We start from the raw sequence: 24,570 nt of genomic DNA, 5'->3' as shown, positions 1-24,570 counted from the left end.
TGCGCCGGAACATCTGCCGGTGCGATGATGTGGGGGGAGAGCGCTGCAACATCATTGCGGCGCACGCGGAGAGCAAGTGCGGCCAACTACCTTTCGGCATGGGCGAGTCGTTTGCTCCGGGGTGGCCGGGAATTCCCGCGCGATGGACGTCGAGCGCCAAGAGCGGCGTCGGCACGGCGCTGAGCGAGGCGAGCGAGCTCTGGTTCACGTTGAGCCACGGCGTGATCAACGAGGTGTATTACCCGCGCGTCGACCGCGCCTGCACCCGCGACATGGGATTCATCGTCACCGACGGTCGCGGCTTCATGTCGGAGGAGAAGCGACAGGCCTCGCACGAAGTCGAATCGATCGTCCCCGGCGTGCCGGCCTACCGACTGCGCAACATCTGCCTCGAACACCGCTATATCATCGAAAAAGACATCCTCACCGATCCGCAGCGGCCGGCGCTGCTGCAGCGCACCCGCTTCAGCGCCCTCGGCGGCAAACGCCAGGATTACCGGCTGCATGTCCTGCTGGCGCCGCACCTCGGCAACCGTGGCGCCGGCAACACCGCATGGATCGACGAGCACAAGGGCATTCCGATGCTCTTCGCCGAGCGGGCGGGAACGGCGCTCGCGCTGGCGTCGTCGGTGCCGTGGTTCAACCGGTCGGCGGGATTTGTCGGCACGTCGGATGGCTGGAAGGATCTGACCACCAACAACGCGATGCAGTGGAGTTACACGCGCGCGGAGAACGGCAATGTGGCGCTCACCGGCGGGATCGAGATTCCGCCCGACGGAGAATTTCTCCTGGTACTCGCGTTCGGCTCCGACGCCGCCGAGGCGGGGCATCGCGCGCGCGCTGCGCTGCATGATGGCTTCGAAATGGCGCATGCGACCTACTTGCGCCAGTGGGACGCATGGCAGGATCGGCTGATTCGCCTCGACGACCATCGCCGCGACGATCCGCTCGATCGCTACCGGGTGAGCACCATCGTGATGCGATCACACGAAGCGTCGACGTTCCCCGGCGGGATGATCGCGTCGCTGTCGGTGCCGTGGGGATTCAGCAAGGGCGACGAGGATCTCGGCGGCTATCACCTCGTCTGGCCGCGGGACCTGGTGGAGATCGGCGGGGGACTTCTCGCCGCCGGCGCGAACGCCGAGGTGCGGCGGATCCTCGCATACCTGCAGACCACGCAGGAAGCGGATGGCCACTGGGGCCAGAACATGTGGATCGACGGGACGCCGTACTGGAACGGGATCCAGATGGACGAGACCGCGCTGCCGATCCTCCTCGTCGATCTCGCGCTGCGCGAGGGAGCGATCGGCGATCCCGACCTGGCGCGCTTCTGGCCGATGATCCGCCGGGCCGCCGGGTACATCGTGCGGAACGGTCCGGTGTCGCCGCAGGACCGCTGGGAAGAAGATCCCGGATACTCGCCGTTCACCGTGGCGGTCGAGATCGCGGCACTGCTGGTCGCGGCCGAAGCCGCTGATCGCGCCGGCGAGCCCGATGCCGCGCGCTATCTTCGCGAAACGGCGGACGGCTGGAACGCGTGCATCGATCACTGGATGTACGCCTCGGGCGCCGAGCGCGGGGCGCATTTCGATGTCGACGGCTATTACGTGCGCGTGGCACCAGTCGACGGTGAAGACGGCGATTCGCGACTGCAGTCGAGCATCTCGGTCCGGAACGTCCCCGCGTGCGATGCCGATGTTGCCGCGTGCGATCTCATCTCCTGTGATGCCTTGGCGCTGGTGCGGTTCGGCCTGCGCAAACCCGACGACCCGCGGATTGTCTCGACCCTCCGCCTGATCGATCAGCTCCTCAAGGTCGACACCCCCAGCGGTCCGGCGTGGCGCCGGTACAATGGCGACGGGTACGGCGAGCATGCCGACGGCTCGCCATTCAACGGCACCGGGATCGGCCGGGCATGGCCGCTCCTCACCGGAGAACGCGCGCACTACGAACTCGCGGCCGGGCACACCGCCGAGGCGATGCGTCTCCTCGGGGCGTTCGAATCGTTCGCCAGTGATGGTGGTCTCTTTCCCGAACAGACGTGGGACGCCGCCGATATCCCCGAGCGCGAACTGTACTTCGGGCGCCCCGCAGGTTCGGCGATGCCGCTGGTGTGGGCCCATGCCGAATACGTGAAACTGCGCCGCTCACTTCGCGACGGGACCATCTTCGACCTGCCTCCGCAGACAGTGCAGCGGTACCTCGTCGACGAGACGCCGTCGCACTTCGCCGCGTGGCGCTTTTCGCACAAACTGCATTCGATGACCGCCGGGCAGCTGCTGCGCATCGAGACGACCGCCGCTGCGGTGGTGCACTGGAGCCGCGACGGCTGGGCCACGCACGCCGACACCCCGACCACCGACTCGACCTTCGACATGCAGATCGCCGACCTCGCCACCGGCGATGTCGCCGCCGGCGGAGAGATCGTCTTCACCCTGTACTGGACCGAGGCACGCCGCTGGGAGGGAGTTGATTTCACCGTGACGATCGTGCGCCCCGACTCGGAAGGTCGATGATTCCTGATCATCCGACGGTCCTCGTCATCGACGTAGGCGGAACCCACGTCAAGCTCCTGGCAACGGGGCAGCGCACACCCACCAAGCTCGATTCGGGGCCGACGCTCACGGCGCGGCAGATGGTTGCCGCGGTGCGAGCGGCAACGAAGGAGTGGAGTTACGACGTCATCTCGATCGGCTACCCCGGTCCGGTCGTCAACGGACGGGCGAGCGCCGACCCGCACAATCTCGGACCTGGATGGACCGGCTTTGATTTCGAGCGCGCCTTCAAGCACCCGACCCACCTGATCAACGACGCTGCGATGCAGGCCCTCGGCGGCTATCGCGGCGGCCGGATGCTCTTCCTTGGCCTCGGCACCGGGCTCGGATCGGCGCTGGTCGTCGAGGGGCACCTCCAGCCGCTGGAGCTGGCGCACCTCCCCTACCGGAAAGAGCGCACCTTCGAAGACTACCTCGGCGACGAGTACCTCCGGCGCAAGGGCGCGCACCAGTGGCGCCGGTTCGTCTTCGACGTCGTGGCCCGCCTCACCGTGGCGATGCAGGCCCACTACGTGCTGATCGGCGGCGGCAACGCCCGCCATCTCGCCCGCCATCGGGCCCAGCTCCCCGAGGGGACGATCCTGGGCGGAAACGCCGACGCCTTCCGCGGGGGGATGCGGCTCTGGAAGCCGGCCCATCAACGGATTCCCCGGCCAGCCAGGACGCGGTAGCCCGCTCCAATCGAACGCCGTTCTGATCTGATGATGCGCCATGCCGGACCCGGCGGGGTAGATTTGTCGCGTCGTGCTTTCGGCCGCCTCTACCCCCGGATCTGCGAGGTTTCATGACCAGCTACAAGGTCGAACAGCGGCACCTGACGCTTCGGGGGCGGGTCTTCCATTTCGTCTCGTACGAGGGACACCCGGCCAATCCGCGGCGCGAGGAGCCCGCTGTTGAACCGACCTGGTTCCTCATGGGACCCGGGCGGCGCTGGCCGGTGATGCTGCAGCATCCCAGTCAGGCTCCCGACGATGTCGATCGCTGTCTCGTTGCGTGGCTCGAGGAGAATCTCGGCGCCGCGGCGGAATGAACCACCGCTCACGTTGACCAACTCAGGAGGATCAGTCCGATGGTGAAGACCTTCAAAGCAGTGGCGCTGGTGACCTTGGCGGCGGTGGGAACGTTGTCCGCCCAGCGCGGCGATCCGACCAACGCCATCCAGGGCAGCGGCAAGCTCCCCGCCGGGTGGATGATGCGCTTCGATCCGCCCCGCGGCAATCGGCCGATGCCGGCGCCGACGGCGGTCTCGTTCGTCACGATGGGGAGCGGCTACCACGTGACCAGCGGACCGGCGGCGATCTACTACAACACCAAGGATGTCGGCAGCGGCCAGTATAGCGTTTCCGCAACGTTCAAGCAGTCGAAGAGTCTGCAGCATGAAGCGTTCGGCATCTTCATCGGCGGCTCCAACCTGCAGGACTCGACGCAGAACTATCTCTACCTCGCCATCAAGCCGTTTGACGGATCGATGCTGATCTCCCATCGCAACGGCTCGAAGAACACAGCGATCGTTCCGGAGAACGCTGCAGCACCGGAAGCGGCGATCAACCGCGACTCACCGACCGATGGCAGCGCCACCAACACGCTGATGATCCATGTCGCCAAGGACACGGTCCATTTCCTGATCAACGGCAAGCTGGTCAAGGCGATCGCGAAGAGTCAGCTCGACGGGGCCTCGACCAGCGGGCAGGCCGGGATCCGTATCAACCACAACATCGACGTCCACATCGATGACTGGGCGCTGAAGCACTAGAACAGTGTCGCTGCTCGCGAGGGCATCGTCTCCGATGGGTAAGGGGCGCGCGCAGGACAGCGCCGACCATTCGCTCGGGAGGAACGATGACCACGATGAGAGAGACCGCGAAATCGGCGTTCGAGCGGAATCGCAAGAACGCTGAACATGTGAAGAAGGTGGCGAAGACGGCGGCACGGGCGGCGGCGAAGGCTGGCGTCCGTGCCGCCGCTGCCGTAGTGGCCCTCGAAGTCGCCGAAGGGCTCAGGAACAGCAAGTCCGTCAAGGCGAAGAAAGCCAAACGGGTGAAGGTGGCAGCAACCGTGGCCGGTGTGGCGGCGGCGACCGCCGCCGGAGTAGCGATGGCCCGGGCGCGGCGGAAGCACTAGGAGCTTCCACCGCTCATTCCAACTGACTCGCGGCGAGGGGCGCACGTCACGGCCGGCTGACCGGGTTCACGCCGCGACGTTGCGCCTTTTCGCTCGAGCGGGTATCGATCTGAATGCACGTCATCGTCGCAATCGCAGGCTTTGCGCTCCTGGTCGCCACCCTCCGCGATGCCTTTGAAACCATCATTCTCCCGAGGCGTGTCAGCCGGAAGTTCCGGCTCACATCCTTCTTCTACCGGACCACGTGGGGTCCGTGGCGGTTGGGTGCCGAGCGCTTCCCGCCCAAGTTTCGCGAGAATTCCCTCAGCTGGTATGGACCGCTCTCGCTCCTCGTCCTGCTGTCGATCTGGGCCTTCGCCATCGTATTCGCATTCGGGATGCTGCATTGGAGCTTCGGCTCGGCGATCCGCACCGACGGTCACGCGCCGGGGTTCTTCGACGATCTGTACCTGAGCGGCACGACCTTTTTCACCCTCGGCATGGGCGACGTCGTTCCGCGCGTGGCCGTGGCGAAATTCATCACGGTCTGCGAATCGGGGATCGGGTTCGCGTTTCTCGCCATCATCATCGGATATCTCCCGGTGATCTACCAGGCGTTCTCCAAGCGAGAGATCGCCATCTCGATGCTCGATGCGCGCGCCGGCTCCCCGCCGTGCGCCACCGAATTGCTGTTGCGCCAGAAGAGCGACGTCGATCACGCCGATCTCGCCCGACTCCTCGCAGAATGGGAGCGATGGTCGGCCGAAGTGCTCGAGAGCCATCTGTCGTATCCCGTCCTGGCGTACTTCCGGTCGCAGCACGGCAATCAATCGTGGCTCGCTGCCCTCACCACGATGCTCGACACCAGCGCGCTGGTGATGATCGGCTTCGATGGCTGGTGCATGCGGCAGGCACAACTCACCTTCGCGATGGCGCGGCATGCGGTCGTCGACCTGGCGCAGGTCTTCTCGGCGCCGCAACCGATGGAACTCGCCGAGCGCCTCGACGGGAACCAGTTTGCCAAGATGATCGAGCAGCTCGGCAATGCGGGGATGACATTTCGCGATCGGAAGACCGGTAATCAGCTGACGGCGCTGCGGCGGATGTATGAACCATATGTCCTGGCCCTGTCGCGGCACCTGGCGATTCCGCTCCCGGTCTGGATCCGCGACGAGCAGCGCCCGGACAACTGGCAGTCGGCGCCATGGAAGCTTCGGCCCTCCGAAGATCGCGCCGACGACGGAAACGAGCCCGACCACTTCTAGCGGGCGTTGCAGATCGGTTCTTGGCCCCGCCGCAGACCAGCGGCGTATCGCAGACGGCGTTACGATTATCCTCCGCGCCGGGCCGCTGCCCCGGGCGCGCCACCCGACCCAGAGGCATCATGTTCCGCGCGTTCCGCGTCTCCAGCGCGATCATCAGCGCCGCTCTCGTCACGTCGGCGGCCCCCGCACTGATCGCCCAGGCTCATCCCACCGTTGCCCAGTTTCTGTCGTCGCAGGAGGCGATGGAGGTCCGCTCCGCGCGACACGCGGATCGCATCGCGTGGGTGACCTACGATCGCGGGATGCGGAATGTCTACAGCGCGGTCGGCCCGGCGTTCCGGCCGGTGCGGCTCACATCGTTTCTCAAGGACGACGGGACCGACCTGACCGACGTCGCGATCTCCGATGATGGATCGACCATCGTCTTCGTGCGCGGCTCCGATCCGAATCGCGCCGGATGGATCGCCGATCCGACCCACGACCCCAACGGCGCCGAGCGGGCGATCTGGGCGGTTCGGCCCGGTGCAGGAGTTCCCTTCCGTGTCGCGGTGGGCAGCAATCCGCAGCTCTCGCCCGACGGGCGATACGTCCTCTTCTCGCGCGACTCCCAGATCTACCGCGCTCGCGTCTCGCCGGCACCGGCAACGACGCGGATGGATACTGCGGGGACGGCATTCATTCGTGAATGGGGTCGTCAGACGGACCCCGTCTGGTCGCCCGACGGCAGCAAGATCGCCTTCGTGAGCCAGCGCCAGAATCATTCACTGGTTGGCGTCTACGACGGTCGCACCCGGACCGTCTCGTTCCTCGCGCCGAGCGTCGATTTCGATGCCTCACCGGCGTGGTCACCCGATGGAAAAGAGATCGCCTTCGTCCGCCGGCCCGGCACACCATTCGGGCGGCAGACGCAGTCGGGCGGTGGCGGCGTCGGCTTCCCCGCCGGAGTTGCCGCGAATCCACAGGGCGTCCCGGGCGGGCGTGGTAACGGCGGTGGTGGCGGAGGCGGCGGTCGTGGCGGACGAGGCGGCGTCGGCGGTGACAGCGGTACCGCGCGACAGCCCCCCGGACTCTTCGTCGCGAAGTTCCGCGGCGGATCCACGCTGGAACTGCTCGTCGCGGACGTCGCCACCGGCCAGGCTCGTGAAGTGTGGCACAACGCCCCGAACGAGCGCGTCTTCACCGCGATCAACGGTCTGCATTGGGAGAACGATCATCTCGTCTTCCCGCTCTCGCCGCAGAACGAGGAATGGGATCGTTACTACTCGATCTCCATCAACAATCCACCACCCTCTCCGGTGGTCCTCACCACCACCAACGGCCTGATCGAAGACGCCACGTCCGCGACCTTCTCGCGCGACGGCACGACGCTCTTCTACTGCACCAACGCCAACGACATCGAACGGCGGCATATCTGGGCGGTTCCGGTCGATGGGAGCTCACCGCCGCGCCAGGTTTCCAGCGGCGACGGTATCGAGACCTATCCTGCGGCGCTTGCTTCCGGAAAGACCATCGCCGTGATCTACGCCGACGCCAGGCGCCCCGCGTCGATCGCGACGGTGCCGGTCGCGGGCGGAATTCCCAAGGTGATCACTTCGCTGCCAACCGACTTCCCGCTCGCGAGCGAAGTGGTGCCGCAAGTCGTCACGTACAAGGCGCCCGACGGACTGGAAATTCACGCCGACCTTTTCCTGCCGGCTGATCTCAAGAGCGGGGAGCGGCGTCCCACCATGGTGTTCGTGCACGGCGGACCGCAGCGCCAGATGATGCCCGGGTACCACTACTTCCAGTTCTACCACTGGGCCTATGCGGTGAATCAGTGGCTTGCATCGCAGGGTTACGTCGTCCTGTCGATCAACTACCGCCTCGGCATCGGCTACGGTCGTACCTTCCGTCGCGCGCAGAACACCGAAGCGCGCGGCAACGCCGAATATCAGGATGTGCTCGCCGGCGCCAAGTACCTGCAGACCCGCGACGACGTCGACCCGAAGCGGATCGGGATCTGGGGATTGTCGTACGGTGGTCTGCTCACGTCGCAGGCGCTCGCCCGCAATTCCGACATCTTCATCGCCGGCGCCGATCTGGCCGGGGTGCATCTCTACGGCAACACGCTCGACACCGCGGCACTGTCATACCGCTCATCGGCGATCTCGCAGATCGATCACTGGAGGTCTCCGGTCTTTCTCGAGCAGGGCGACGACGACCGCAATGTCGACTTCGCGCAGATGGTGGGGCTGGTGCAGCTCCTGCGTGCCCACGACATCTACTACGATCTCACCGTCATTCCCGACGATGTCCACGAATCGCTGCTGCATTCGCGCTGGCTCGACATCTTCTCGCGGATGGGCGACTTCCTGCATCGTTTCGTCTGGAATGCCGAACCGGCGCCGCACGTCGCCGAAGAGAAGTAGACCCGTTCACCCTCAACCGGTACCCGAATGACCGTGTCCTCATCGCGCTCCACCCGGCTCCTTCCGCTCCTCCTGATGCTCTTCATCGGAAGCGGGTGCGCTGCGCTGATCTACGAAGTCGTCTGGTTCCAGATGCTGTCGCTGATCGTCGGTTCGTCGGCGATTTCGATCGGCGTGCTCCTCGGCACCTTCATGGGTGGGATGTGCATCGGGTCGCTGCTGCTGCATCGCTACATGCCGCGCGAGGAACATCCCCTGCGCGTCTACGCGCTGCTCGAGCTGGTCATCGCCGTCTGCGGCGTCGCGATCCTCTTCGGCCTGCCGTACGCGGGCGGCTTGTACATCGCCATCGGCGGCGCCGGATTCACCGGGCTGCTGGTCAAGGGATTCTTCTGCGCCCTCTGCCTCCTGGTGCCGACGATCTGCATGGGCGCCACTCTTCCGGCCGTGGCCCGCTGGATCGAGACGACGCCGAGTGGTGTGGCGTGGCTCGGATTCTTCTACGGCGGCAACATCTTCGGCGCGGTCTGCGGCTGCCTCCTCGCAGGCTTCGATCTCCTGAGCAAGCACGACGTGATGTACGCCACGTTCGTCGCCGCGGGGATCAACCTCGTCGTGGCGGCGATCGGATTGATCCTCTCACGCATCACACCGTTCGAGAACGCAAGTGTACCGGCGACCGCAGGTACTGCCAACGATTCGTGGCTCGCCGACGGGTGGCCGGTCTATCTCGCCATCGCCCTCTCCGGAATGACGGCGCTCGGCGCTGAAGTCCTCTGGACGCGCCTTCTGTCGCTCCTCCTCGGCGCAACGGTCTACACCTTCTCGCTGATCATCGCCGCGATCCTCATCGGACTGGGCATCGGATCGGCCGTCGGCTCCTCGATCGGCAGAACGTCGCCCAATCCGCGGCGCGCCCTCGGTATCTGTCAGGCGCTGCTGATGATCGCCATCGCCCTCGGCGCGTATTCCGCGGTGAATGTCCTCCCCTACTGGCCGGTCAATCCGATCCTCTCGAGCCGCCCGACCGCGCTCTTCGAGATCGACTTCGTCCGCTGCCTCTGGGTCGTGACCCCCGCGGCACTCCTCTGGGGCGCATCGTTCCCGCTGGCGCTCGCGGCGGTGGTGCGCGGCACGGAAGATCCTGCGCGCCTCGTTGGCCGGGTGTACGCGGCGAATACCGTGGGCGGCATCGTCGGCTCCGTGCTGACAGCACTGGTGCTGCTGCCGTGGAAGGGAACGCAGTGGGGACAGCGGACGCTGATCGCGCTCGCGGGAATAGCAGCACTGTTGCTCCTGGTCCTCCCGGCCCGCGCTGTGGGCGAGCGCGCGACGATCACGAGGAACGGGATCGCCGTCGCGGTACTCCTCGCGGTGATGCTGATCGGCGGCGCGGCACTTGTCGACCGCCCGTCGGGACTGCTGATCGGATACGGGCGACTCTCGGCTGTGTGGCTCGGCAACACCGGAGAATTCATCTACACCGGCGAGGGAATGAACTCGTCGATGGCGGTGTCGCGGCTCCAGAACGGGGTGCTCAACTATCACAACGCCGGCAAGGTGCAGGCATCGAGCGAACCGCAGGACATGCGGCTGCAGCGGATGCTCGGCCATCTCACGACGCTGATCCCGGCGCACGCGCGGAACGTCCTCGTGATCGGCTGCGGTGCCGGCGTGACCGCCGGTGCGGTGAGCATCTCTCCCGACGTGGAAAGCGAGACGATCGCGGAGATCGAACCGCTGGTGCCGAAGGTGGTGTCGAAGTTCTTCGGCGCGCACAACTACAATGTCGTCGACAACCCGAAGGTCCACGTCCAGATCGACGACGCACGCCATTTCCTGCTGACCACCAACCAGAAGTTCGACGCCATCACCTCCGATCCGTTTGATCCCTGGGTCAAGGGCGCCGCAACGCTCTACAGCCGTGAATTTTTCGAGATCGCCAAGAAGCATCTCAATCCCGGCGGCGTCGTCACGATCTTCGTGCAGCTGTACGAAAGCGGCGAGCCTGCGGTCAAGAGTGAAATGGCGACATTCTTCGAGGCGTTCCCCAACGCGATCGTCTGGGGAAATACCAACAATGGCGCGGGATACGACATGGTACTGATGGGGCAGGTCGAGCCGTCCCGCATCAATCTCGATTCGATCGATGCGCGCCTCTCCAATCCGCGCTACGCCCAGGTCGCGCAGTCGCTCCGCGAGATCGGATTCAACTCGTGGGTCGACCTCTTTGCCACGTATGCCGGTCGGGCGCAGGATCTTGGTCCCTACCTCAAGGACGCGCAGGTCAACCGCGATCGCAATCTTCGGCTCGAGTATCTCGCCGGTCTCGGCGTCAACGTCTACGCGCAGGACGAGATCTATCGCAACATCCTGCAGTACCGCCGGTATCCCGAGGGTTTGTTCGTCGGGTCACCCGAACACATCGCGGCGCTCGCTGCCGCCGGGACGACCGGGCAATGAGCGAAATCGAGCGGATCGCCGACCAGATCGAACGCGGATACTGCGGCCACGCCTGGCACGGCACGCCGCTCCGCGACCTGCTGGTCGATGTCGACGCAACCACCGCTGCTGCGCATCCGGTTCCCGGAATACACAGCATCTGGGAACTCGCCGGGCACATCGAGACATGGCTCGACGTGGTGCGGCGTCGTCTTGACGGACAGGTGGACCCAACCGAGGACGAGAACTGGCCCGCGATCCGCGACACGACCTCCGAGCATTGGCTCTCGACGATCGCATCGCTCGATCGCATGCATGAGAAACTCGTGGCAGCCGTGCGGCGTCTCACCGATCCCGATCTTGAGGTACCGGTGCCGGGAAAGCATTACACGCGGTACGTCATGCTTCACGGCGTCGTGCAACACTCGCTCTATCACGCTGGACAGGTCGCGCTCCTGACGCGTGCCGCAGCCGGCGCGCCACGGTGAGCGTGGCCACGATCCGCCGGGCGATGGAATCCGACGTTCCGCTCATCCTGCAGCTGATTCGCGAGCTCGCCGAGTACGAACGGCTGGCGCACGAAGTCGTCGCCACCGAGCGGGATCTCCACGACTCGCTCTTCAGCGTCCATCCACAGGCCGAGGTGGTGATTGCCGAGGTCGATGGCAGCGCGGCGGGATACGCGCTCTATTTCCACAACTATTCGACCTTCCTCTGCAAGCGCGGCCTTTATCTCGAAGATCTGTTTGTCCGCCCGCCATATCGCGGCCGCGGCGTGGGGAAGCAGCTGCTGCAGTATCTCGCGCGGCTCGCGGTCGAACGGGGCTGCGTGCGCTTCGAATGGGCGGTGCTCGACTGGAACCAGCCCGCGATCGATTTCTACCGCGCGCTCGGCGCGGTGCGGCTCGATGATTGGCGGGTCTTCCGCGTGACCGGTGGCGCGCTCAGGACCCTCGCCGGGATTGGATCGTGACGGCGACGCTTCCGGATTGATACCGATTCCCTTGACGCCGATTGCCGGGCCCCGCTAGAGTTGGAGCACAATTGATGTCGTGGTGATTTGCCGCCTATTGCCGCCACGTTAAACAAGAGCTAAAACGCGTACGCCCGGGCGGCTGCATTCCTGCCCGGGCTTTGTCGTCGACGGACCGCGCGCCCCCACCCGGGGCCCGTGGTGTGATCTTCGATTCCGTTCGCGCCGTGCGGCATCACCTGTTGCTGGAGTGATCGCATGAGCCGACGTCGCAGTGGCCCCCTCGCCATCTATTACGAGCATCCGGACTGGTTCCGACCGCTCTTTGCCGAACTCGATCGCCGCGGCCTTTCCTGGCTGCGGCTCAATGCCGCCGCGCACTGGTACGACCCCGGCGAAACCGACCTGCCGTGGTCGCTGGTCTTCAATCGCGCGTCGCCATCGGCGTACCTGCGCGAGCACGGCCAGTCCACGTTCCACACACTCCATTGGCTGCGGCATCTCGAAGGGCTCGGCGTGCCGGTCGTCAACGGCGCCGACATCTATGCGCTGGAACTCTCGAAGGCGAATCAGCTCGACCTCCTCCGCTCGCTCGGACTGCGCGCACCACGGAGCCGCGTGATCAACGCTGCCACCGAAGCGCGCGACGCGGCGCGAGGGCTCCGCTTCCCCATCCTCATCAAGGCGAACGTCGGCGGGTCGGGCGCCGGGATTACCCGATTCGATTCGGCGGAAGCACTGCGTCACGCCGCCGCCGCCGGCGAACTCGCGTTCGGGCCCGATGGCACCGCGCTCGTACAGGAAGCAGCCCCGCTCGCCGGTGGTCATATCACCCGTGTCGAGACACTCGGCGGAAAATATCTCTACGCCATCAATGTCCATCCGTCGACCGGATCGTTCGACCTCTGCCCCGCCGACGCCTGTCAGACCACCAACGGCAAGGAGCTGGTTCGCGGCGCCTGCGCGCTCGATGCTCCGCGCACCGGGCTGCGCGTCGAAGCCACCACACCACCGCGCGCCATCGTCGAGGCGGTCGAACTGATCGCCCGATCGGCGAAGCTCGACGTCGGCGGCATCGAATACCTGATCGATGACCGCGACGGCGAGGCGTATTTCTACGACATCAACGCGCTGTCCAACTTCGTCGCCGACGCGCCGAACGTGGTTGGGTTCGATCCCTTCGCCCGGCTGGTCGACTATCTCGAACAACGGATCGAGCAGCCTGCGAGCGGGCCCTATCTGGAATCCGCGCTGGCGGCGGGGGTGTCCTGATGCGCTACGGATACTGGCTTCCGGTCTTCGGCGGATGGCTCCGCAACGTCGAAAACGAAGGCGTCCCCGCGTCGTGGGAATACGTCAAGCGACTGGCGCAGCGCAGCGAAGAGATCGGCTACGACCTCACACTGATCGCCGAGCTGCTGCTCAACGACATCAAGGGAATTCACGCACCGTCACTCGACGCCTGGTCGACGGCAGCCGCGCTCGCCGCCGTCACGTCGCGCCTCGAACTGATGGTGGCGGTGCGCCCGTCGTTTCATCCGCCGGCGATCCTGGCCAAGCAGGCGGCCAATATCGATCGCATCTCCAATGGCCGTCTTGCACTCAATGTCGTGTCGGCGTGGTGGAAGGATGAGGCGCGACGATATGGCGCGGCGTTCGACGAGCACGACGATCGATACGCACGTACCGCAGAATGGCTCGACGTCGTTACCGGGGCGTGGAGCGAATCGGTGCTGCAGTACCGCGGTAGCCGATACCAGGTCGAGGACCTGATCCTCGAGCCGAAACCGGTCCCGCTCGCCCACCGCACCCGGCCGACGATCTACGCCGGCGGCGAATCTGATGCCGCGAAGTCGCTGATCGCCGAAAAGTGCGACGCGTACGTGATGCATGGCGACCCGCCAGACCGGATCGCCGCCCGCATCACTGACCTTCGCACTCGCCGCGAGCAGGCCGCTGAACGTCTCGGCCACGATCTCCCGCCGCTGGAGTTCGGCATGGCTGCGTACGCGATCGTCCGTCCCACCGAAGCGGAAGCGAAGCGCGAAGTCGAGCGGATCACGGCAGTGGCTCCCGGCTCGCCGGGGTACGGCAACTATCAGGACTGGATCGCCAACACGAAGCTCGAGCAGCGGGTCAGCGTCGAGGACTATTCGGTTTCGAATCGCGGCCTCCGCGCCGGGCTCGTCGGTACCCCGGATCAGGTCGCCGACCGGATCGCCGAGTATGCCGCCACCGGGGTCACCCTCCTCCTCCTGCAATGCTCTCCGCAATACGAGGAGATGGAACGGTTCGCCGATGGCGTCATCAGCGCGGCAGTCGCCTAGACCAGGGGAGAAGCTCAGAGCCACGAGGGGGCGGAATACCGCCCCGTGCGGCGTGGTTGGCGGTATTGAGATCGCGTCCCGAGGCGTGCACCGCGCGGCGAGGTGGCTCGTCCACCCCGGTAGACGTGCTCTGGGGAGCCCCTCTTGACGGTTGTAGTAAGTGCTGTATAATTCATATGTGAACTATTTGGCGCTGTACTGAAGGCGCCGGAACAACATGACGGGCGGCCGCCGCCCGATGGAGCAGACGATGACCACCGCAACCCTTGAGACCACCGACACCGCCGCCGCACCCTGGCAGATCGATTCCAGCCACACCGAGGTCGAATTCTCGGCGCGGCATCTGATGATCTCCAACGTCAAGGGACGCTTCTCGAGTCCTTCCGGCACTCTGCGCTACAATCCCGAGCACGGCATTCCCCTCGAACTCGACGTCACCGTGCCGATCGATACCATCGACACCCGCAATGCGCAGCGCGACGCCCATCTGCGCTCCGCCGACTTCTTCGATGCCGAGCACTTTCCGACGATGAACTTCAAGGGACGCCACATTGAAGGCGAGATCACCAAGTCGTTCAAGCTGATCGGCGACTTGACCATTCGGGGCGTCACGCGGGACGTCACCTTCGACGTGACCGCGGAGGGGAACGGCCCCGATCCGTGGGGGAACGACCGGCTCGGTTTCAGCGCCACTGCGTCGATCAACCGCACCGACTTCGGGCTCCTCTGGAACCAGCTGCTGGAGACCGGCGGCGTCGCGGTGAGCGATCAGATCAAGATCATCATCAACACCGAGCTGATGCGGCCGCACCTCAAGTAGGCCGGTTACCTTGCGGGGGTGACCGCTTCGCCCCCGCTTCGCGCGCTGCTGGTTCACGGCATTGGCCGGACCAGGTTCTCGATGTGGCGCATCGCGCACGCGTTGCGCCGTTCGGGGATGCGGGCCGAGCTGTTCGGTTACCTGGCGGCGCGCGAGCCGTTCGACGCCATCGTGCAGCGTCTTGCAGGTCGAATCGCGCGCGAGCCCGATGACGAGTACGTCGTCATCGGCCATTCCCTTGGCGGACTCCTCCTTCGAGCGGCGCTGGCGCAGATCCCGGCCGGCGTGCCGCGCCCGCGACGCGTCATCATGCTCGGTACGCCCAATCGTTCGCCGCGGCTCGCGCGCCGTTTCGGAGGGGCGTGGTGGTATCATCTCCTCAACGGAGACGCCGGTGCACTCCTCGCCGACGAGGACCGGATCAGTCGCATTCCGCCGCCGGTCGATCCGGTCACCATCATCGCGGGGACTCGCGGCATCAATGGGCGCTGGAGCCCGTTCGGCGATGATGTCAACGACGGGATTGTTGCAACCGACGAAACGCACCTCGACGGCGCCGAATGGATTGCGGTGGCGACGCGACACCCGTTCATGATGAACTCGCCGATCGTTCGACAACTGGTGCGGGAACGGTGCGACGTGTCAGATCCCCCCGTGGGTCGTCACCTACCCAAATGAACCATTCCTCATTCCTCTCTCCGGTGCCGGCATGTCGTCTCTCGACCTTGGCCTGATCGGCAACGGCTCCATCGGCGCTTTGATCAACCCGCTCGGCGAGGTGGTGTGGGCATGCTTTCCGCGCTTCGACGGCGATCCGATGTTCTGCACCCTGCTCCGCAGCGGCAATACGCCCGATGAGATCGGCTGCTTCGCGATCGATCTCCTCGACGTGGTGCGGAGCGAGCAGGAGTATCTCCTCAACACGGCGATTCTCGTCACGCGTCTCTACGACAAGCACGGCGGCGCGATCGAGATCACCGATTTTGCGCCACGGTTCGATCAGTACGACCGCGTCTTCTGCCCGATGACGCTGGTCCGCCAGGCGCGGCGCCTCACCGGGAATCCACGCGTGCGGATTCGGATCCGTCCGGCGTACGAATACGGTCGGCTCCGTACCACGGTGACCTTCGGCAGCAATCACATCCGGTATCAGAGCGCCGATCTCACATTGCGCCTCACCACCGACGTCCCCGTCAGCGCGGTTCTCGAGGAGAACATCTTCCTCCTCGAGGAGCCGATCGCGTTGATCCTCGGTCCCGACGAATCGGTCCTGAGTTCGGTCGCAGATGTCGCGATGCGCTTTCGCGACGACACGGCGCGACACTGGCAGACGTGGGTGCGGTCGCTGGCGATCCCGTTCGAATGGCAGGACGATGTGATCCGCGCCGCGATTACGCTCAAGCTCAATACCTTCGAGGACACCGGCGCGATCATCGCAGCGATGACGACCTCGATTCCCGAATCGCCGGAGAGCGGTCGCAACTGGGATTACCGCTACTGCTGGCTGCGCGACGCGTACTTCGTCATCAACGCGCTCAATCGTCTCGGCGCCACGCGAACGATGGAGCGCTACATCGAATACATCGCCAACCTTGCGGCAGGATCGGAGAGCTGGGCGCTGCAGCCGGTCTACGGCATTACCGGGCGCGCCGTGCCGGATGAGCGAACGATTGATTCGCTGCCGGGATATCGCGGGATGGGTCCGGTGCGGGCGGGTAACCAGGCGCACGAGCAGATCCAGCACGATGTCTACGGTTCCGCCATTCTGGCCACGGCGCACGTCTTCTTCGATCAACGGCTGGTCCATCGCGGCGGCGAATCGCTCTTCCGCCGGCTGGAGCCGCTTGGCGAGCGGGCAGCTTCGCTCTTCGATCGCCCCGACGCCGGGATCTGGGAGCTCCGCGGGATCGCGCGGGTACATACCTTCTCCAGCGTGATGTGCTGGGCCGCCTGCGATCGGCTGGCGCGGATCGCCAAGCGGCTCGGCGCATCCGATCGCGCCATCTACTGGCAGGAACGCGCCAAGGCGATTCACAACGCGATCTGCGAAAAGGCGTGGAACCCGTCGCTCAACTCGTTCGCGTCAACCTTTGGCGGAAGCGCTCTCGATGCGTCGCTGTTGCACATGAACGACGTCGGCTTCCTCGCCGCGAGTGATCCACGATTCACGGGAACGGTGCGGGCGATCGAGAAGACGTTGCGCCGTGGCGCGTTCCTGCTCCGCTACGACGAGCAGGACGATTTCGGCACGATGGACAACGCGTTCCTCGTCTGCACCTTCTGGCATATCGACGCGCTCGCCGCCATCGGCGAACGCGACAAGGCGCGGGATCTCTTCGAGACGGTGCTCGCGCGGCGCAACCGGCACGGATTGTTTGCCGAGGACATCGATCCGCGCACCGGCGAGCAGTGGGGAAATTTCCCGCAGACCTACAGCATGGTGGGGCTGATCAACTCCGCGCTGCGGTTGTCGATCAGGTGGGATCAGGCGGTGTAGCCGGGGGAGCGGCGGTCCGGTCGGACAGCGTTGCAGGTTCCGTCGTTGCCGGCTCCGTCGGCAGCGTCAGTTGAGCAGCCAACTCTTCCATCTGGCGCCCACGAAGACGCGCCCAGCCAGGCACGCGGACAACACCATTCACGATCAGCACCGCGCCGGCACCAATGAATCCCCAGGCCGGCGCCACGTCGAGTCCGAAGAAGCCGCCGATCCCGACAATCGCGGCACCAGCAATGGCGGCAAGACCCATCTTGATCGAACGGGCTGCCATCCCGTGCAATGATCCCAGGCGGAGACGACGCCCGTCTGCGGTCGGCTCATCGAGCACATAAAGGTTGCCGTTGGTCCACTGGCGCAACGAACCTTCCGACTTCGTCGTGCCGCGGGCACCGAAGACATCTCGGAGCTGGACGACGAGGCGCTCCCACTCCCCGTCGGTGAGTCGTCGCGGGAGCTTGACCCGACGTTCGACCCCGATCGGCAATCCGAGAAGCCGTCGAGAGACGGCGCTCTTCCGGACCTCGACCAGGTGCGCCGCGCGTTCCACCGCATCGTCCGGCAGTCCGACTTCGCGGCCGATCGCCTGCAACTCGACAAGGGTGAGCCCTTCGAGTCCGGACGTCTGCGCGATGCCGGGTCCGGGATGCTCGGTTGCGAAGCGGAAGATCGCTCCGGCTTCCTCTTCCGAATATCGACGTTCGGTCACTTCGGAAGCCGCCCCTTGAGCGACTCCGCGTCGAACGGCCCCGGCTCCGCGATCAATTCCCGCGCATGATCGACCTGGCCCCACGTATTCCAGAGCAGCACGCCGCGCACGCGTCCCAGTGACAGGTAGTACACCACCCCTTCCCTGAACTTCTCCTTCCAGTCGGCGACAACGTCGAGCCGCGGGTCAGTTTCTCCCACCGCCTCGTACCCGAGATCGAAGAGATCGGAATAGAAGAACGGCAGATGGGTATACGGCGTGGCGTCGCCCGCCATGGCGCGCCCAGCCGCAGTCCCCATCGTGTTGGCGTTGTCCTCGTGTTCCACCCGCATCCGCTTGCCGAGCTGCGGAGACTGGAAGCGCGCGACATCGCCGGCGGCGTAGATATCGTGAAGCGACGTGGTGAGATGCTCATCGACGATGATCCCGTCCTCGACCGCAAGCCCCGCTCCACGCGCCAGTTCCACCTCAGGTTCGACACCGATCCCCGCGATCACCGCGTCGGTCTTGATCTTCTTCCCCGCCTTGGTGGTCACGGTGAGCTGGCCATCGACCCGGTCGATCGACGCCAACTGCTCGCCCGCTCGCACATCGACACCCTTCTCTCGATAGTACGTCACGAGGAATACGGCGAGATCGGCCGGGAAGATTCGTGCACCGATCCCGGGCTCCGGAAAGATCATCGTGACCTTGCAGTCGTTCATCGCAAGTCCGGCCGCGATCTCCGAACCGATGAAGCCACCGCCGATCACCACGAACGAACTCCCCTTGGTCGCCAGCGCGCGCACACGACGGTAATCGTCGAGTGACCGGTAGTAGATCACGTCGTCGCCGCCAAACGGAAGCTGCCGGGGCTTCGCACCGGTGGCGAACAGGAGCTTGTCGAAGGTGTGTCGATTGCCGGCGCTGTCGGTCACATGTTTCGCCGGAAGATCGACGGCGGTAATCGACCGGCCGATGTTGAGGTCGACGGCAACGTCGCCGGTCTTCCGCCAGATTGAATCGAGGGTATCGCCCTTCCAGAGTCCCTTCGTGAGCGGCGGTCGATTGTACGGCGGGTCCTGTTCGGCGCCAAAGAGGCCGATCGTCCCCTCGGCGTCGACGGCGCGGATCCCGTGAACCGCGGCATCCGCCGTCATTCCACCGCCGATGATCAGATAGCGATACGCAGTCATTGTGCTTCCGCGGGAACGAGTCGGAGGTAAGCTAGCGCTCGCGCGTCACACGGGAAACGCGATCGGGGAAGCTCGCCGTCCGCGCAGGTCCCCAGCGCCTTCCCGTGGTGATACATTCTCATGCCGTGGCCGATCTGCGGCTGCGACGGTTCGCACACCCCCGCCAATCGGAGCCTCGATGCCGCTTCCCCGCCTTGCCGCGCTCCTCTCCGTGGCCGGTTTCCTGGCAGCGCCCGTCGCCGCACAGGCGCCGATCGTCCTGCCGGCAACGCCGTCGACCGTCGCGTGGGGATACTACTGGTCGCAAGCGAAGCCGGTCCTCCGGATCAAGTCGGGCGATCGCGTGCTGGTGCACACGATGATCACCAATTCGCCGACCGGACTGATTCGCGCCGGCCTCGACTCGACCAAGGTGCAGCCCGAACTGCGCACCATCTACGATTCGGTCCCTCGCACGGCGCGCGGACCGGGCGGGCACATCCTCACCGGACCGATCTACGTCGAAGGCGCCGATTCCGGCGACGTGCTCGAGGTGCGTTTCCTCTCGATCCACCCCGACGTCGACTACGCCTACAATTCGTTCGGCACCCGCAGCGGTTTCATCCCCGAGGATTTCACCGCCGGCAAGACACGCATCATCCCGCTCGACACCCTTCACAACCTCGCTCATTTCGCACCGGGGATCGTGATTCCGATGCATCCATTCTTCGGATCGATCGGCGACGCACCACCGGCGTCGATGGGCCGCGTCAACAGCGCGCCACCCGGCATCCACGCCGGCAATCTCGACAACAAGGATCTCGTCGCCGGGACGACGCTCTACATCCCGGTGTGGGTGCCGGGCGCATTGCTCGAAATCGGTGACGGCCATGCCGGCCAGGGAAATGGCGAAGTCGACATCACCGCGATGGAGACGGCGCTCCGCGGGACGATCCAGGTGATCGTCCGGAAGGATATGCATCTCAAGTGGCCCCGCGCCGAGACGCCGACCGACTGGATCGTGATGGGGATCGACAGCAACCTGGTGACGGCGGCGAAGAATGCTGTGCGCGAAGCAATCGACTTCCTCGGCACCGAGGCACACCTCTCGCGCGAGGACGCCTACATGCTGTCGAGCGTCGCAGTCAACTTCAACATCACCGAGCTGGTCGATGGGACTGTCGGCGTGCACGGGCTGATTCCGAAGTCGCTCTTCATCTCGACGCCGACCGGCGGTGGCGCCGGAGGCGGCCACTGATGTGGGCCGTCAGGCGCACTGCCGGCGCGGCACTGCTTACCGCGGCGTGTATCGCTCCGGTTCACGCGCAGGTGGCGCACGCTCCGTTGCGCACGCGCTGGGCCGCGCAGGTCAACGCCGATCATCCGCTCCCGGAATACCCGCGCCCGCAGCTGCTTCGGCGCGACTGGGTCAATCTCAACGGACGCTGGGAGTACGCGATCACATCGCGCGACGTCGACCATCCGGTCGCGTGGGACGGATCGATCGTCGTGCCGTTCCCGGTGCAGTCGCAATTGAGCGGCGTCGAGCGGAGCGTGTCCGATTCACAGCGACTCTGGTACCATCACACGTTCACGGCGCCGGAGATTTCGCGTGGTGGCGCGCTGCTGCTGCATTTCGGCGCAGTCGACTGGGACGCGACGATCTACGTGAACGGCACGCAGGTGATCGAGCATCGCGGTGGCTATGATCCGTTCACCGTCGACATCACCAGTGCGCTTCGCGCCGGCGCCAATCAGGAATTGACCGTCGCCGTGTGGGATCCGACCGATCACGGCCCGCAGCCACGCGGCAAGCAGGTCCTCACGCCCAAGTCGATCTGGTACACCGCCGTCACCGGGATCTGGCAGACCGTCTGGCTCGAACCGGTGCGCGCCACGTATCTCGACTCGCTCATCGCCGTACCCGACATCGACGCGGGCACCGTGACGATCCACACCGCGCTCGCCGGCGAGAACGGCACCGCGCGGATCACCGCGCAGGTGCTGTCCGCGGGTCAATCGATCGCCACGACGACGGGAACGGTCGCCTCGCCGCTCGTTCTTCACGTTCCGGCCGCACACCTCTGGTCGCCCTCCGATCCGTTCCTCTACGACCTCCGCCTGACCGTTGCCGGCGGCGATACCGTCACGAGCTACTTCGGGATGCGGAAGATCGCCGTCGCCCGCGACAGCGCCGGTGTGATGCGCCTCTTTCTCAACAATCATCCGCTCTTCGAGTACGGGATGCTCGATCAGGGATGGTGGCCCGACGGCCTCTACACCGCGCCCACCGAGGACGCGCGCCGCTTCGACATCGCCACGATGAAGTCGCTCGGCTTCAACATGATCCGCAAGCACGTGAAGGTCGAACCGGAGCGCTGGTACCGCGACGCTGACAGCATGGGAATGCTGGTGTGGCAGGACATGCCGAGCGGCGACAACAATACCGACGGCGGGAAAGCGGAGTTCGAGCGGGAATTGCATCGTGTCGTTGCGTCGCTGCGCGATCACCCGTCGATCGTGATGTGGGTGCCGTTCAACGAGGGATGGGGCGAGCACGACGTCGAACATTATGTCGGGTGGATCAAGGGATATGACCCCACACGCCTCGTCGACGACGCCAGCGGCTGGACCGACCGGCTGGTCGGCGACGTGATCGATCTCCATGACTACCCCGGCCCCGGGATGCCGCCAACGGAGCCGACGCGCGCCGCGGTGCTCGGAGAATTCGGCGGACTCGGCCTGCCGCTGGAAGGTCATACCTGGCTCGATCGCAACAACTGGGGATACCGCTCGTTCACGTCGCAGGCCGATCTCGGCCAGGCATATCGCGGGCTGCTCGACCAACTCCGCTGGCTGATCGCCGACGGGCTGTCCGCCGCGGTGTACACGCAGACGACCGACGTCGAAATCGAAGTGAACGGCCTCATGACGTATGATCGCGCGGTGATCAAGCTGCCGCCCGAAGCCGCAGCTGCCGCGACGACGCTCTGGCAGCCACCGCCTCGCGCGCGTCCGTTGGTGGAGACGTCACAGCGAACCGGACAGCCATGGCGATATACCGCGATGGCACCAGATACATCATGGTTCGCCCCAACATTCGATGATCGGGGCTGGAAGCAGGGCCCGGGCGGGTTCGGCACCACCGGAACCCCGGGTGCCGTCGTGCGGACGACCTGGAATACCGGCGATATCTGGATGCGACGGCATTTCACGCTGACGTCCGTCCCCGGCGCCGAACTGCAATGGCGCGTGCATCACGACGAGGACGCCGACATCTACGTCAACGGCGCGCTCGTGGCGCGGCTCCCGGGATATACCTCCGGATATGTGCGCCTCCCGCTCGATGCAGCGGCCCGGGCGCAACTGCATCAGGGCGACAACGTCCTCGCCGTTCACGTGCGCCAGACGCGTGGCGGTCAGTATATCGATCTCGGGCTCGATGAGGTCATCACTCCGTGAGACATTCCGCAGGCACGATCGCTCTCTCCCTTGCCGCGGTGGCACTCATCGCGTGCAGCCATCCGGTATCCCCTTCGGCCGATCATGCGATGACACGTCCAACCATCACGAGCGCGCCGTTCGGAACGCTTCCCGGCGGCGATTCGGTCACGCTGTACACGCTGTCGAACGGTCGCGGCATGACCGTCCGGATCATGACATACGGCGGGATCATCCAGTCGATCGATGTGCCGGACAGGAGCGGCGCGATCGGCGATGTGGTGCTCGGTTACGATTCGCTGGCGGGATATCTCCGCAGCTCACCGTACTTCGGCGCGCTCGTCGGCCGCTACGGCAATCGCATCGCCCACGGCCGCTTCACGCTTGACGGTGAGACGTATCATCTCGACACCAACAACGGCCCCAACGCGCTGCACGGCGGCCTGCGCGGGTTCGACAAGGTCGTCTGGGCGGCGGCCCCATTCACCCGTGACAGCGAAGTGGGTGTCGTCCTGAGCCATACCTCTCCCGATGGAGATCAGGGATATCCCGGAACGCTGCAGGCACGGGTGACGTACACTCTTCGCGAGTCGAACGAACTGGTCATCGACTATCACGCCGCCACCGACAAGGCGACGCCGCTCAATCTCACCAACCACTCGTATTTCAACCTCACCGGGCACGGCAACATCCTCGGCGAAGTCCTCACGCTCAATGCTGATCGGTACACGCCCGTCGATTCGACGCTGATCCCCACCGGCGAGCTCGCGTCCGTAGCGGGGACTCCCTTCGATTTCCGCACGCCGACCGCGATCGGCGCACGAATCGACAGTGCCGATCCGCAGATCAGGAACGGGCACGGTTACGACCACAACTTCGTGATCAATCGCACCAGCGACACCACCCTCACGCTGGTCGCAAAGGTCGTCGATCCGGCGACCCGGCGGGTCCTCACGGTGTCGAGTACCCAACCCGGTGTGCAGTTCTACACCGGCAACTTCCTCGACGGGTCGATCACCGGTAAGGGCGGCGTTGTCTACGCCCGTCGGAGCGGGTTCGCGCTCGAGACCCAGCATTTCCCTGACTCGCCCAATCACGCCAACTTTCCGTCGACGATCCTGCGCCCCGCGCAGGAGTTTGCGTCGCGAACCATCTTCGCCTTCGGCGTGGAGCAGTGACGTGACGGTTGACACCCTCCGGGATGAGGTTCTCCGCGCCAATCTCGCGCTGGCGACCAGCGGGCTGGCGCGGTTCACCTTCGGCAATGCCAGCGCGATCGACCGCGCCGCCGGCGCGATCGTGATCAAACCGAGCGGCGTGCCATATGACGAGCTCACGCCCAGCTCGATGGTCGTCACCGACCTCGACGGTCGCGTTGCGGAGGGTTCGCTCCGTCCCTCGTCCGATCTCGCGACGCATGTCGCATTGTACCGCGCGTTCCCAGGCATTGGCGGCATCGTTCATACGCACTCGCACTTTGCCACCGCCTGGGCCCAGGCCGAGCGCGAGATCCCGTGTCTCGGCACCACGCATGCCGACTATTTCCACGGTCCCGTGCCGGTGACAGCGCCGATGGAGCCGCATTCGATTGACGGCGAATACGAGGCGAACACCGGAACGGCGATCATCGAACGGTTCGAGACCCTTGATGCAGCGACAATGCCGGCTGTCCTTGTTGCCGGTCACGCACCGTTCTGCTGGGGCAAATCCGTGGGAGCGGCGGTGCACACCGCCCAGGTGCTCGAAGAGGTCGCCGCGATGGCGTATCACACGATGATGATCAACGCCGAGGCGGCCGGGATCTCGACGGCGCTCCGCGACCGGCACTTTTTCCGGAAGCACGGGAAGGACGCGTATTACGGACAGCGGTGACGTACGAGGA

Annotated in this window: 21 protein-coding genes and 1 riboswitch; of the genes, 19 read left to right on the top strand and 2 right to left on the bottom strand. The window is 65.4% G+C overall.

Features of this window, described 5'->3' with window-relative positions:
- The first annotated feature begins 98 nt into the window (after positions 1–98).
- The 15 genes from VGM20_12395 (at position 99) to VGM20_12325 (ending at position 17,387) form a co-directional block, all read left to right on the top strand.
- Positions 99–2,516, top strand: a complete 2,418-nt coding sequence (locus VGM20_12395) for a glucan 1,4-alpha-glucosidase (protein ID HEY4101663.1) — start codon at positions 99–101, stop codon at positions 2,514–2,516.
- Positions 2,513–3,226, top strand: coding sequence for an ROK family protein (locus VGM20_12390; protein ID HEY4101662.1), 714 nt, complete (start codon positions 2,513–2,515; stop codon positions 3,224–3,226). Before VGM20_12395 ends, VGM20_12390 begins: the two co-directional genes overlap by 4 nt.
- A gap of 113 nt (positions 3,227–3,339) precedes the next feature.
- Positions 3,340–3,585: a hypothetical protein gene (locus VGM20_12385; protein HEY4101661.1), complete on the top strand. Its 246-nt coding sequence runs from the start codon at positions 3,340–3,342 to the stop codon at positions 3,583–3,585.
- 39 nt (positions 3,586–3,624) lie between these two features.
- Positions 3,625–4,308, top strand: a complete 684-nt coding sequence (locus VGM20_12380; protein HEY4101660.1) for a hypothetical protein — start codon at positions 3,625–3,627, stop codon at positions 4,306–4,308.
- A gap of 86 nt (positions 4,309–4,394) precedes the next feature.
- Positions 4,395–4,676 (top strand): hypothetical protein, encoded by a 282-nt coding sequence (locus VGM20_12375; GenBank protein HEY4101659.1) that lies wholly within the window; start codon positions 4,395–4,397, stop codon positions 4,674–4,676.
- Positions 4,677–4,789: 113 nt separating this feature from the next.
- Positions 4,790–5,920, top strand: a complete 1,131-nt coding sequence (locus tag VGM20_12370) for a potassium channel family protein (protein ID HEY4101658.1) — start codon at positions 4,790–4,792, stop codon at positions 5,918–5,920.
- Between the two features lie 119 nt (positions 5,921–6,039).
- Entirely contained in the window at positions 6,040–8,328 is a 2,289-nt protein-coding gene (locus VGM20_12365; GenBank protein HEY4101657.1) for a prolyl oligopeptidase family serine peptidase, read from the top strand.
- 27 nt (positions 8,329–8,355) lie between these two features.
- On the top strand, positions 8,356–10,791 hold the full coding sequence (locus tag VGM20_12360; protein HEY4101656.1) for a fused MFS/spermidine synthase: 2,436 nt from the start codon (positions 8,356–8,358) through the stop codon (positions 10,789–10,791).
- Positions 10,788–11,258 carry a DinB family protein gene (locus VGM20_12355; GenBank protein ID HEY4101655.1) on the top strand — a complete coding sequence of 157 codons (471 nt, stop codon included), beginning with the start codon at positions 10,788–10,790 and terminating at the stop codon, positions 11,256–11,258. The genes VGM20_12360 and VGM20_12355 overlap by 4 nt, the downstream gene beginning before the upstream one ends.
- Entirely contained in the window at positions 11,255–11,743 is a 489-nt protein-coding gene (locus VGM20_12350; GenBank protein HEY4101654.1) for a GNAT family N-acetyltransferase, read from the top strand. Before VGM20_12355 ends, VGM20_12350 begins: the two co-directional genes overlap by 4 nt.
- Before the next feature lie 69 nt (positions 11,744–11,812).
- A riboswitch (SAM riboswitch) is annotated at positions 11,813–11,883 on the top strand.
- Between the two features lie 118 nt (positions 11,884–12,001).
- On the top strand, positions 12,002–13,015 hold the full coding sequence (locus VGM20_12345) for a hypothetical protein (protein HEY4101653.1): 1,014 nt from the start codon (positions 12,002–12,004) through the stop codon (positions 13,013–13,015).
- Positions 13,015–14,070 carry an LLM class flavin-dependent oxidoreductase gene (locus VGM20_12340; GenBank protein HEY4101652.1) on the top strand — a complete coding sequence of 352 codons (1,056 nt, stop codon included), beginning with the start codon at positions 13,015–13,017 and terminating at the stop codon, positions 14,068–14,070. The genes VGM20_12345 and VGM20_12340 overlap by 1 nt, the downstream gene beginning before the upstream one ends.
- A 250-nt stretch (positions 14,071–14,320) precedes the next feature.
- Entirely contained in the window at positions 14,321–14,890 is a 570-nt protein-coding gene (locus tag VGM20_12335; protein ID HEY4101651.1) for a YceI family protein, read from the top strand.
- 18 nt (positions 14,891–14,908) lie between these two features.
- Positions 14,909–15,568, top strand: coding sequence for a hypothetical protein (locus VGM20_12330; GenBank protein ID HEY4101650.1), 660 nt, complete (start codon positions 14,909–14,911; stop codon positions 15,566–15,568).
- 31 nt (positions 15,569–15,599) lie between these two features.
- Entirely contained in the window at positions 15,600–17,387 is a 1,788-nt protein-coding gene (locus VGM20_12325; GenBank protein ID HEY4101649.1) for a glycoside hydrolase family 15 protein, read from the top strand.
- Here VGM20_12325 and VGM20_12320 read toward each other — a convergent pair.
- Together VGM20_12320 and VGM20_12315 are read right to left on the bottom strand one after the other, a co-directional pair.
- A complete protein-coding gene (locus VGM20_12320; protein ID HEY4101648.1) occupies positions 17,365–18,093 on the bottom strand; it encodes a hypothetical protein in 729 nt (242 codons plus the stop codon). The genes VGM20_12325 and VGM20_12320 overlap by 23 nt on opposite strands.
- A complete protein-coding gene (locus VGM20_12315; protein HEY4101647.1) occupies positions 18,090–19,268 on the bottom strand; it encodes an FAD-dependent oxidoreductase in 1,179 nt (392 codons plus the stop codon). Before VGM20_12315 ends, VGM20_12320 begins: the two co-directional genes overlap by 4 nt.
- Before the next feature lie 178 nt (positions 19,269–19,446).
- On the opposite strand from VGM20_12315, the gene VGM20_12310 reads away from it, so the two are divergent.
- The 4 genes from VGM20_12310 (at position 19,447) to araD (ending at position 24,560) form a co-directional block, all read left to right on the top strand.
- Positions 19,447–20,505, top strand: coding sequence for an acetamidase/formamidase family protein (locus VGM20_12310; protein HEY4101646.1), 1,059 nt, complete (start codon positions 19,447–19,449; stop codon positions 20,503–20,505).
- Positions 20,505–22,709 (top strand): glycoside hydrolase family 2 TIM barrel-domain containing protein, encoded by a 2,205-nt coding sequence (locus tag VGM20_12305; GenBank protein HEY4101645.1) that lies wholly within the window; start codon positions 20,505–20,507, stop codon positions 22,707–22,709. The genes VGM20_12310 and VGM20_12305 overlap by 1 nt, the downstream gene beginning before the upstream one ends.
- 89 nt (positions 22,710–22,798) lie before the next feature.
- Positions 22,799–23,866, top strand: a complete 1,068-nt coding sequence (locus VGM20_12300) for an aldose epimerase family protein (GenBank protein ID HEY4101644.1) — start codon at positions 22,799–22,801, stop codon at positions 23,864–23,866.
- A gap of 1 nt (position 23,867) precedes the next feature.
- Positions 23,868–24,560 (top strand): L-ribulose-5-phosphate 4-epimerase AraD, encoded by a 693-nt coding sequence (araD, locus tag VGM20_12295; GenBank protein HEY4101643.1) that lies wholly within the window; start codon positions 23,868–23,870, stop codon positions 24,558–24,560.
- Positions 24,561–24,570: the final 10 nt, after the last annotated feature.

The sequence above is a fragment of the Gemmatimonadales bacterium genome, from assembly GCA_036500345.1.
In the GTDB taxonomy this organism is placed as follows: domain Bacteria; phylum Gemmatimonadota; class Gemmatimonadetes; order Gemmatimonadales; family GWC2-71-9; genus Palsa-1233.
This window is presented reverse-complemented; position numbering and strand designations above follow the sequence as displayed.